6 protein-coding genes and 2 pseudogenes are annotated in these 10502 nt (G+C 57.3%); 6 read left to right on the top strand and 2 right to left on the bottom strand.

Features of this window, described 5'->3' with window-relative positions:
* Positions 1 to 123: 123 nt before the first annotated feature.
* The 5 genes from U5771_RS34035 (at position 124) to U5771_RS34055 (ending at position 8238) form a co-directional block, all read left to right on the top strand.
* A complete protein-coding gene (locus U5771_RS34035) occupies positions 124 to 1944 on the top strand; it encodes a DUF1302 domain-containing protein (RefSeq protein WP_322028006.1) in 1821 nt (606 codons plus the stop codon).
* A gap of 26 nt (positions 1945 to 1970) precedes the next feature.
* Complete coding sequence (locus tag U5771_RS34040; RefSeq protein WP_322028007.1) at positions 1971 to 3332, top strand: DUF1329 domain-containing protein; 1362 nt, start codon at positions 1971 to 1973, stop codon at positions 3330 to 3332.
* Positions 3333 to 3417: 85 nt separating this feature from the next.
* Entirely contained in the window at positions 3418 to 4638 is a 1221-nt protein-coding gene (locus tag U5771_RS34045; RefSeq protein ID WP_322028008.1) for a WD40/YVTN/BNR-like repeat-containing protein, read from the top strand.
* Positions 4639 to 4640: 2 nt separating this feature from the next.
* Positions 4641 to 7436, top strand: coding sequence for an MMPL family transporter (locus U5771_RS34050; protein ID WP_322028009.1), 2796 nt, complete (start codon positions 4641 to 4643; stop codon positions 7434 to 7436).
* A 4-nt stretch (positions 7437 to 7440) separates the two neighbouring features.
* Positions 7441 to 8238: an enoyl-CoA hydratase/isomerase family protein gene (locus U5771_RS34055; protein WP_322028010.1), complete on the top strand. Its 798-nt coding sequence runs from the start codon at positions 7441 to 7443 to the stop codon at positions 8236 to 8238.
* 85 nt (positions 8239 to 8323) lie between these two features.
* Here the strand turns inward: U5771_RS34055 and U5771_RS34060 are convergent.
* Positions 8324 to 8545: pseudogene (locus U5771_RS34060) on the bottom strand (transposase); the annotation flags it as partial.
* Between the two features lie 62 nt (positions 8546 to 8607).
* On the opposite strand from U5771_RS34060, the gene U5771_RS34065 reads away from it, so the two are divergent.
* Positions 8608 to 9867, top strand: a complete 1260-nt coding sequence (locus U5771_RS34065) for an IS256 family transposase (RefSeq protein ID WP_322028011.1) — start codon at positions 8608 to 8610, stop codon at positions 9865 to 9867.
* Between the two features lie 39 nt (positions 9868 to 9906).
* Here U5771_RS34065 and U5771_RS34070 read toward each other — a convergent pair.
* A pseudogene (locus U5771_RS34070) lies at positions 9907 to 10445 on the bottom strand (IS5 family transposase); the annotation flags it as partial.
* Between the last annotated feature and the right edge of the window lie 57 nt (positions 10446 to 10502).

The following is a 10502-nucleotide window of genomic DNA, read 5'->3' on the forward strand; positions in this document are numbered from 1 at the left end:
TAGGTACCAGTGGGGGGCGACCAGTTGACGCAAGAGCGCCAAAAGAGGGGGGGGCAATATGAGCCACATAAAAGAAAGCGGCTCAATTGCTGCGGGACCACAAAATCCAAGGAGACAACTGCGATGGACGGAGATTCACGGGACGGGCCTCAACGCGCACGACTTTCGGAGAAATCGGCATTGTTGTTGCTTCTGTTGGGCGGGCTCAGCGTTCGGCCGGCTTACGCTGGAGACTTTTCGACTGACGCTGGGATAGACGGTCGATGGGGTTTGAGCCTCACGCTTGGAACGAGTTGGCGCGCATCCAAACCCGACCCGGCGTTGATCGGGCGCGGCAACGGCGGGACCGCTAGCAGCAATGGATTCGATGACGGCAACCTGAACTACGGCAAAGGTACGCCTTTTTCGACGATTGGCACTGCGCTTGGGGAACTCGAGCTGCGCCACGGCAACTATGGCGTATTTCTGAGGGGAAAAGCCTGGTATGACGTTACGCAAAAGGACGGAAACGTCAGTCATGGCAGCTTCGCCAACGGGTATACCCCTAACAGCCCATTAAACGACCAAAGCTTTCAGGGGCTTTCGCAGTTCTCGGGGGCAAAGATCCTCGATGCCTACGCGTTTGGGAAATTTCAGCCGACCGACGATAGCGAACTGAAGATTAAGGTAGGTAACCATGTCGTGACGTGGGGGGAGGGCCTATTCATTGGCTCCGGTATCAACCAATACAACATAGTGGACGCAGCAACGGCACGTCGGCCTGGCGCGGAAGTCAAAGAGTACGTGCTGCCGGTACCTCAGATATCGGCCAACCTGGGTCTCGGTGGCGGAGTCAGCTTGGAGGCCTTTTACCAGTTCCAGTGGAAGCCAGATGTGCTTGACGGCTGCGGCACGTACTGGAGTGCCGCGGACAATTTGAACTGCTCGCACGGCATGGTGGTGAATGTCGTTCCCTCATTTTCCGATTTGCAACTCTACAAAGGGGTTCCGAGCGTTGCCGGTGGTTTGAATTACCAGCTCAGCCAGGCCCCGGACCGGACGCCCAAGAACAGTGGGCAATTTGGCTTGGCCGCACACTACTACGCTGCTGCGATCGGTACCGACTTCGGCGCGTATTTCGTAAACTATAATCAGCGGACGCCCATCTTCAGCACGATCCGGGCGGCTAGCGCATCAAACTCCATATTCAATGGCAGAGTACCTGGAGTGCCCGCAACTCAGTACTTCTTTGATTACAGCGCACAGAACATCAAGGTGCTGGGGCTGAGTGCTGCTACCACGTTAGGCGGCGCCTCTGTGTTCTCGGAGTTCAGCTATACCAATGGATATCCAGTCCAAATCAATGTCTCGGACTTCACGAATCCGATCGGCCCGCTTGCTAGTCGGGTCGCAGCCGTGCCCGTCGGGGGGATTTTCCAAGGATACGACCTGAAGGATAAGACTCAGTTGCAGCTCGGTGTTGCGCAATCGATCGCGCGAGTAGCTGGAGCGGAGAGTCTAACGCTATCGGGCGAAGCTGGCTTTCAGCATTGGCTTGGCATCGGAAACCCGAACGCATCGGTACGCTACGGTCGATCCTCATTGTTCGGGGCAGCTGCGTGGAATGGTGGACCTTGTCCGGCGTCTACTGTAGCGGCCTATTGCGGGAATGACGGCTACGACACGGCCAATGCTTGGGGATATCGAATACTCGCGCAACTGAGCTACCCTAACGTTTTCGGCGTCAACTTGAAGCCACGCTTGGTGTGGTCACAGGACGTCTCGGGCTACTCGGCTGACAACACTTTTCTTCAGGGGCGCCAGACGCTCAGTTTAGGTCTGCTAGTGGAGTATTTGAACAGGTACTCCTTGGACTTCAGCGTCACCCACTATAACCACCATGCCAAGTACGACATCTTTCACGACCGCGACTACTACTCGCTATCGATGCGTATCAGCTTGTAAGGCGTAAAGCGTAAGGAGATGGACAAATGAATCGGAAGTTTCTGTGTGTGCGAAATCGGCTGACCGTGCTAATGGCGGCCGTGTGTTTGGTGTCCAGCGCTGCGCATGCGGCAATGACGCCGGAAGACGCCGCGCGATTGCGCAAGGACTTGACTCCCATAGGCGCCGAGCGCGCCGCTAATCGGGATGTAAGCATCCCGGCTTGGGATGGTGGTCTGACGAAAGCGCCCGCGAATTTCGACCCGAAATCCGGATATGCTGACCCATTTTCCGGCGAAAAGCCGTTGTATACGATCACCGCTGCGAATGCCGTTCAATATAAAGACGTATTGTCGCCAGGACATCTGGAGATGCTGAAGCGGTACCCATCATTCAAGATGAATGTTTATCCGACGCATCGGACGGCTGCATTCCCGGAAAAGGTCTTTGAGACGGCAAAAACCGAGGGCTTGAAAGCGATGTTGTCTGGCGGTGGCAACGGGGTTGTCAACATCACGCATTCCCAAATCCCGTTTCCAGTGCCCCACAACGGCGAAGAAGTTCTTTGGAACCACCTGTTCGCCCGCACTGCCGATACGATCGTGGACTACACGGCCGAGTTTTCGGTTCAGACCAATGGGAGTTTTACGCCGGTGACGCGCGTCGTCGACACGGCCGCAGCCGGCGGGTTCGATCAGCCAGAGAAGAATCGCCTCGGATACCAGAAAACCGTGCTGACCGGGCCATCCAATATGGAGGGCGATGCGACGCTGGTGATCGATCCTATGGATCAGGTCAGTGAGAAGCGCTTGGCATGGACATACAACGCAGGGCAGCGACGCGTCATTCGCGCGCCGGAGTTCGGCTACGATCAACCGGGTACAGGATCTGATGGGCTGCGTACTGTAGACGACTTCTCCATGTTTAACGGCGCGCTCGACCGCTACGACTGGAAGCTGATCGGCAAGCGAGAGATGATTATTCCGTACAACAACTATCGTCTGAGCGATAAGAAGCTCAAGTATAAGGACATCATCCGACCCCAGCATCTCAACGACGATTTAATTCGTTACGAGCTGCACAGGGTGTGGGTGGTCGAGGGCACGCTCAAACCTGGCGCGCGGCACGTGTATGCCAAGCGAGAATTCTACGTTGACGAGGATTCTTGGTTGATCGCTCACGGCGATCAGTACGACGGGCGCGGTCAGCTTTGGCGCGTCAAGGATTTAATGCTCATGCAGGCCTATGACGTCCCGGGAATGTGGAATGCCGGAGAGGTTCAGTACGACTTGCAAGCGCAACGTTACAACGTTCAAGGTCTTCGCAACGAGGAGCGGCCGGCCAAGTTCAAGGTCCCTCTCAAAGTGAGCGACTTCAAGCCGGACGCGCTGCGGCGCATGGGTGACTGACCGTTTGGTCCGGGTGGCTGCAGTTCGGCCACTCCAGTCCCATAACTTGTGTCGGACGATAAGCCCGGTCAACTTGGGCAGCAGAATGAAGTTCTTGGAGGTGATGGTGCAAGAGCGAATTAGCGCTATCTGGACATCGAAAGGTGTACTGCGCGTGTCGACTGCATGCGTAGTGTCGTTGATGCTCTGGAAGGGCGCTATGGCGGAGCAAGTCGATCGACTGGATCGGCCAGCCGAAGTCTCCGTTCGGGCGTCGCGAGCGCTTATGTTGTCCGCGGCGCGTGCGGGAACGCGCTTGATCGTGGTGGGCGAGCGCGGGATCGTCTTGGTGTCGGACGATGACGGTAAGCAATGGCGGCAAGCCAAGGTTCCTTCATCGGAGATGCTAACGGACGTCACGTTTCCAACGGCCAATGACGGTTGGGCAGTGGGCCACGACGGGGTGGTGTTGCACAGTGTCGATGGTGGCCTAAATTGGGCGCGCCAGTTCGATGGCCGAGAACTAAACGCGATGGTACTGCGAACCGCTCGAGTCCGCGTGGAGTCCGCGCGAGCGAAGGTGGCCAACGCATCGACCGTTACCGATTCTGCAGCGAAAACTGAGCTGAACAAGGCGGAAGACGCGCTAGACGACGCACAGGCCGGTGCACGATTCGGGCCGTCCAGACCGCTCTTGGGGGTGTGGTTCAGCAGCGCAAACGAGGGTTATGCGGTGGGTGCCTACGGCGTGCTATTGCGCACATCGGACGGTGGTGTGACATGGCAACTGCTATCCGATCGCTTGGACGATGACGACAGATTGCATCTCAACGCCGTACACGGTCTGAGCGGGGGCTGTGTCGGCATCGCCGGCGAAGGTGGCCGCGTCTATCGTTCCTGCGATAACGGTACGTCTTGGAAACGCATGGATACGGGGTACCGAGGACAGCTGAATGGTGTTCTTTCGACCGTTGACTCCGGGTTGATCGCCTTCGGTTTCGGTGGGCACATTTTTCGCCTTGATGCAAACAGCACTACGTGGCGAGAACTGACGTCCGGGACCCGTGTGAGCATCGTCGACGGTGCAATTGGCAACGATGGTCGCTTGGTGCTAATGGACCAAAACGGGACGCTTTTGCTAGCCGATACGGCTGTTTCAGCATTTCATAAAGCGGGCACATCGGTAAGTACTATTCGCAAGACCAATACCAAGCTGGTTCTCCAATCGTTTACGGCATTATCGCCAACACTACAGGCTAATGTTTGGTTACTGGTAGGCCGCGGCGGTACCGCGGTGCGCACCGTGACCAGTGAGCAAAGACTTTAATCATGGGTGATTCGTCAAAAGAGACAGCGCGGATTGGAAAAGTCGGGCTATCCCGTCGCATCTCCGAACTTTTTGAAGCGGCACTGTTCCGGTGGCGTCGAGCAGCGCTGCTTGCGTTTCTTCTGGTCTCGGTGCTGCTAGGTTGGGAAGCGGTTCAGCTGCGCGCCGATGCGAGTGTTCAGAAAATGGTGCCGGCCAACCATCCATTCATCGCGAATTATTTGGCAAATGAGAATGAACTGCGGCCGCTAGGAAACGTTGTACGTATTGCAGTAGAGACCACAAAAGGCGATATCTACGCCCCGCAATTCCTTGACACGCTGAAGAAGATAACCGACGAAGTCTTCTACATGCCAGGAGTGGACCGCGGCAAGCTCAAGTCGCTGTGGACGCCCAACGTGGTCTGGTATGAGGTAACGGAAGAGGGTTACGCTTCCGGGAAAGTCGTTCCTGACGGATTCGATGGTTCGCCGGAGAAAGTCGAGCAGGCACGGCAGAACGTTGCGCGCGCGGGGATCGTGGGCAGTCTCGTGTCCAATGACCAACGGTCGGCAATGGTGTTGGTGCCGTTGCTAGACATCGATCCCAGCACGGGTAAGAAGCTCGACTACCACGCTCTGTCCCAGCGCCTCGAACAGTCGGTCCGCGCCAAATATAGCACTCCAACCATTCGCATCCACATCACCGGTTTTGCCAAATTGGTCGGAGATTTGATTGATGGCGCACGGAGTATCGGTTTGTTCTTTGGGGCGACGCTCGTTCTGACCATTTTGGTACTTTGGGCCTATTTCAGATGTTGGCGAAGCACGTTTGCGGCCGTATTTTGCTGCGCGCTAGCAGTGGTGTGGCAAATGGGGCTTGTACGAGCATTGGGGTTTGGATTGGACCCGTATTCCATGCTCGTGCCCTTTCTGACGTTCGCCATTGGCGTCAGTCATGCTGTGCAAAATATCAACACCATGGCAACGGAAAGGCTTCGCGGGCGCGACGCTGTCGTCGCGGCGCGTCTGACATTCCGCCTGCTGTTCGTGCCGGGCAGTGTGGCACTCCTCTGCGATATCGTTGGATTTTCGACGCTCATGGTTATCGACATCGGGGTGATTCGTGAGTTGGCGATTAGCGCTTGCATCGGCGTTGCGGTGATCATTGTCACGAAGATGTTCCTGTTGCCGATATTGATGTCGTGGCTCGACGTTTCTCCAGCGGGGTTGAGCGTTGCCTACCGGCGTGCTACCGGAGCGCATCGTCTGGCACATATCGTGTCGAGCATTGCCAACGTCCGGTACGCGCGGAGGGCAGTGCTCGTGGCTGGTCTTGTGTTGGTCGGAGCGTGGTGGTTCTCGCGTGGATTGGAGGTGGGCGACCTGAATCCCGGAGCGCCGGAACTGCGCCAGGAGTCTCGATACAACCGGGACGTCGCCTACATCGGCTCTCATTACTCTGTCAGCGCTGATACGTTTGTCGTGATAGTGAAGACGCAGCCCGGTGAATGCGGCTCCTTTCAGGTGGCCGACAAAGTGGATCGGTTCGAGTGGTTTATGCAAGGCGTCCCTGGTGTGGACTCTGCCCTCTCGTTCTTTGACGTGATGAAGGATCTCATAGCCGACGACAACGGTGGCAATCTGAAGTGGGCTTCCCTTACTCGGGACAGGTACATCTCGAACTCCGCACATCGCAAGATTCCGACGGACCTTTATAACAGCGAATGTTCGATGCTTCCGGTCTTGTTGTTCCTCAAGGATCACAAGGCGGAAACACTCTCGCAGGTGGTTCTAGCGGTGCAGGATTTCTCGGCTCGGAACAATGGCCGTGATGCCACATTTTTGCTGGCCGCCGGGAATGCCGGTATCGAGGCTGCAACCAATTTGGTCGTCGAGCAATCCGAGAGACTGGTCAAGATGCTCGTGTACAGCATTGTCGGCTTGCTGGTGTGGTGGGAGTTTCGCTCTTGGCGCGTGGCGCTTTGCCTGATGCTTCCCCTTTATGTGACTTCAGCACTCGCTGAAGCCGTCATGGCCCAGCTCGGGCTCGGGATCAAAGTTGCGACGTTGCCGGTGGTGGCGTTGGGCGTGGGTATCGGCGTCGATTACGGCATCTATCTATACAACCGCATGGAGCATTTCCGCAAGCGAGGCCTCGGGCTGCAGCAAGCCTATTTCGAAACCTTAAAGACCACCGGTGCGGCGGTAATGTTGACCGGCGTGATGCTCGCACTGGGTGTCGCTACTTGGTGCTTCTCCGCCATCAAGTTTCAAGCGGACATGGGCCTGCTGCTGACCTTTATGTTCGTATGGAACATGATTGGTGCCATCGTTATGCTGCCGGCACTGACTGCGCTGCTAGGACGTTGGTCACCCGCATCCCCAGCACCTTCGGATGCCGATATCGACATTAAATTGATTCCTCCTCCTTCCAATTCAAAAACGGGTGTTCCGATGAAAGTTAAGGTTATGTGGGTACTGAAGGTTCTGCTTTGTCTCCTGTTTCTCACTGCTGGCGGCGCCAAGCTGATGGGACAGGATCGAATGGTGCATGTCTTCGAGCTAATCGGTCTGGGTCAGTGGTTCCGAATTTTGACCGGCACGATCGAAATAACGGCCGCTATTGCTCTTCTTGTGCCTAGGTTGGCAGGTTTGGCGGCGGCGGGGTTGGCCTGCACGATGATCGGCGCTATTGGTGCACAGGCGACTCGTGTTCACGAGAGTCCGGCTCTAGCCATTGTGCTGCTGGTGCTAACGGCATTTGTCGCATGGCAGTCGTTGAGAGATCAGATGTCCCACGGCCTGACGAAGAGGTGATGCCATGCATGAGAGCCATCTCAATGTGCGATTCGACGGTCAGGTAGCGCGGGTCTTGCTGAATCGGCCGGAGCGCATGAATGCCTTGGACGCTGCGCTGATCGCTGCCTTGCAAGATTTTTTCTCGAACCTGCGTGACCGGGAGGACATTCGGGTCGTAGTGCTTGAAGGCGAAGGGCGGATTTTTTGTGCAGGATTGGATCTGAAAGACGCTCAAAGCACGACCAGGCGAATGTCAGTGGGAGAAGGGCTGATGTTCCAACGCCGCCTACGCGATGTGATGCTGGCGATGCGACGGTGCCCTCAACCGATCATCGGGATAATTGACGGAGCAGCTAGCGGCGCGGGCATGGCCCTAGCGCTATCGTGCGATATACGATTGGCCACAGATAGCATGCGCATGAACGCTGCCTTTGTGCGTCTTGGCGCCAGTGGATGTGACATGGGCGTTAGCTACTTCCTTCCTCGCATGGTGGGAAGTTCCGTGGCCGCGGAGTTGCTGTTGACCGGCCGTTTTCTGGAGGCCGGCCGCGCGTACCAGCTGGGGTTGGTCAGCGCCGTGGGAACACGCGAGGCTATGCGCGACGAAGCGAAGCGATTCATCGACGAGATGCTGCGTACGAGCCCGCTTGGACTTCGTCTGACGAAGGAGGCGCTCGGTCATGCTGTGGATGCGGCGTGTCTTGAGGCAGCGATCGCGATGGAGGACCGAAATCAGATCTTATGTCTTCAGGGCGAAGATTTTGAGGAGGGCATCACTGCGTTCCTGGAGAAAAGGTCTCCCCGTTATACCGGACGCTGACATCGGGTGCGAGCGTTGTTAGGGGCAATGAACTTTGTGCCATAGATCCATTGCGATGGTGGTACTCGATATACCTAGGTTCTGTTCACATTCTCACCTGCGGTCCGAAGGCGCAGGCAAGCATCGCGAAGGCGAGATAGTTGCCGGCGAGCTTGTCGTAACGAGTGGAGACGCGACGAAAATGTTTGATGCGATTGAAAAAGCGTTCGACGATGTTCCGAGTTCGATACAGTACACGGCTATAGCGACGCTTGGTCTTTCGATTCGAGCGCGGCGGAATAACTGCCTTCGCACGCGCGGCGCGGATGGTGTGAGCCTATCCGAAACTTTGTGTGTGAGGCATAAACTGGCGGCCAAGGAGCCACTTTTATGCCACGCAAACGCAAGGAAGAAGTGACGATTGAACCGGGCAAGGGCTTGAACCTTGACCCGGAGCTGATCAAGCAACTGGTGCCCGGAACGCTGGACCGGGCGACGATCAACGAACAGCTGGCCGCGCTCAAGAAGGCGATTTTCGAGCGTGCGCTGGGCGGCGAACTGACCCACCACCTCGGCTACGAGAAAGGCCAAGCCAAGCCGGCGGACAGCACGAACCACCGCAACGGCACCAGTCGCAAACGCATCACGACCGACGACGACCTGCTCGACGTCGAGATTCCGCGTGACCGTGAAGGAACGTTCGATCCGGTGCTGATCGCCAAGGGCGAGCGACGCTTCACCGGCTTCGACGACAAGATCATCGCGATGTACGCACGCGGCATGAGCGTGCGGGAGATTCAGGGTTTCCTGCTGGAGATGTACGGCATCGAGGTGTCGCCGGACTTCATCAGCACGGTGACCGATGCCGTGATCGACGAGGTTCGTGAATGGCAGCAGCGGCCGCTCGAGCCCATGTATCCGGTGGTGTTCTTCGACGCCTTGCGCGTCAAGATTCGCGACGAAGGCGTGGTCCGCAACAAGGCGATCTACCTGGCGCTGGGCGTGCGCCGCGACGGCACACGTGACGTGCTCGGCCTCTGGATCGAGCAAACCGAGGGCGCCAAGTTCTGGCTGCGGGTCGTCAACGACCTGAAACTACGCGGTGTGCAGGACATTCTGATCGCCGTGGTTGACGGACTGAAGGGCTTCCCCGAAGCGATCAACTCCGTGTTCCCGGAAACGACGGTTCAGACCTGTATCGTGCATCTGATCCGGAATTCGCTCGACTTCGCGAACTGGAAAGATCGGAGATCGGTCGCGGCGGCGCTTAAGGAGGTCTATCGGGCACCGACAGCCGAGGCAGCCGCCGCGGCGCTGGACGCGTTCGACGCTGGCGCATGGGGCACAAAATACCCGCCGATCGCGATGCTCTGGCGGCGAGCCTGGGAGCAGGTCATCCCGTTCTTCGCCTTCGCGCCGGATATCCGAAAAATTGTATATACGACCAACGCCATCGAGTCGCTGCACATGCAGTTACGCAAGATCATCAAGGCGCGCGGCCACTTCCCGTCGGATGAGGCCGCGCTCAAGCTGATCTGGCTGGCGCTGCGCAACGTCGTTGCCAAGTGGACTGGCTCCCGGCACGATTGGAAGAGTGCCATGACGCAGTTCGCGCTGCTTTACCCAGAGCGATTCAACATCGGAATCTGAGTTTTAACCCGCCTCACACACGGAATTCCGGATACCTCCGATGGTGTTCACGAAGGCATCCGAGTCATAGCCCTTGTCGGCAATCACTGCGCCCATGCGCAGATGCTCGACCAATTCGTGCGCGCAGGAAATGTCCGAAACCTGTCCTTCAGTGGCGATCATTCGCAGAGGTCACCCGGCTTCATCGACAGCCAGATGCAGCTTGGTCGTCAGTCCACCGCGCGAACGCCCGAGCGCTTGCGGGCCGCTTTTTTTCGAGCACCGGCCGAATGCTGGTGGGCTCGCACGATGGTCGAGTCGATCAGCACGCGTTTGATCTCCGTCTCGTCGGACACCGCATACGCCACGCGTTCCCACACACCTTTGCGACGCCATCGCGAGAAGCGCATGTACACCGTATGCCAACGGCCGAATTCGCTCGGTAAATCGCGCCACGGGCAGCCCGTTCGGCCGATCCAGAGAACGGCTTCGACAAACCAGCGATTGTCGGCCGCCGTTCGAACCGGATCGCCTTCCTTGCCCGGTAGTACAGACTCGATTCGTGCCCATACGTTGTCGCTCAATAACGTTCGAATCACCTTGACCCGCTCGCGCAAAAGACAAGATGTAAACACATTTCATCGAATGTAAACAGA

Source organism: Burkholderia sp. BCC1977 (assembly GCF_905339595.1).
Lineage (GTDB): Bacteria > Pseudomonadota > Gammaproteobacteria > Burkholderiales > Burkholderiaceae > Burkholderia.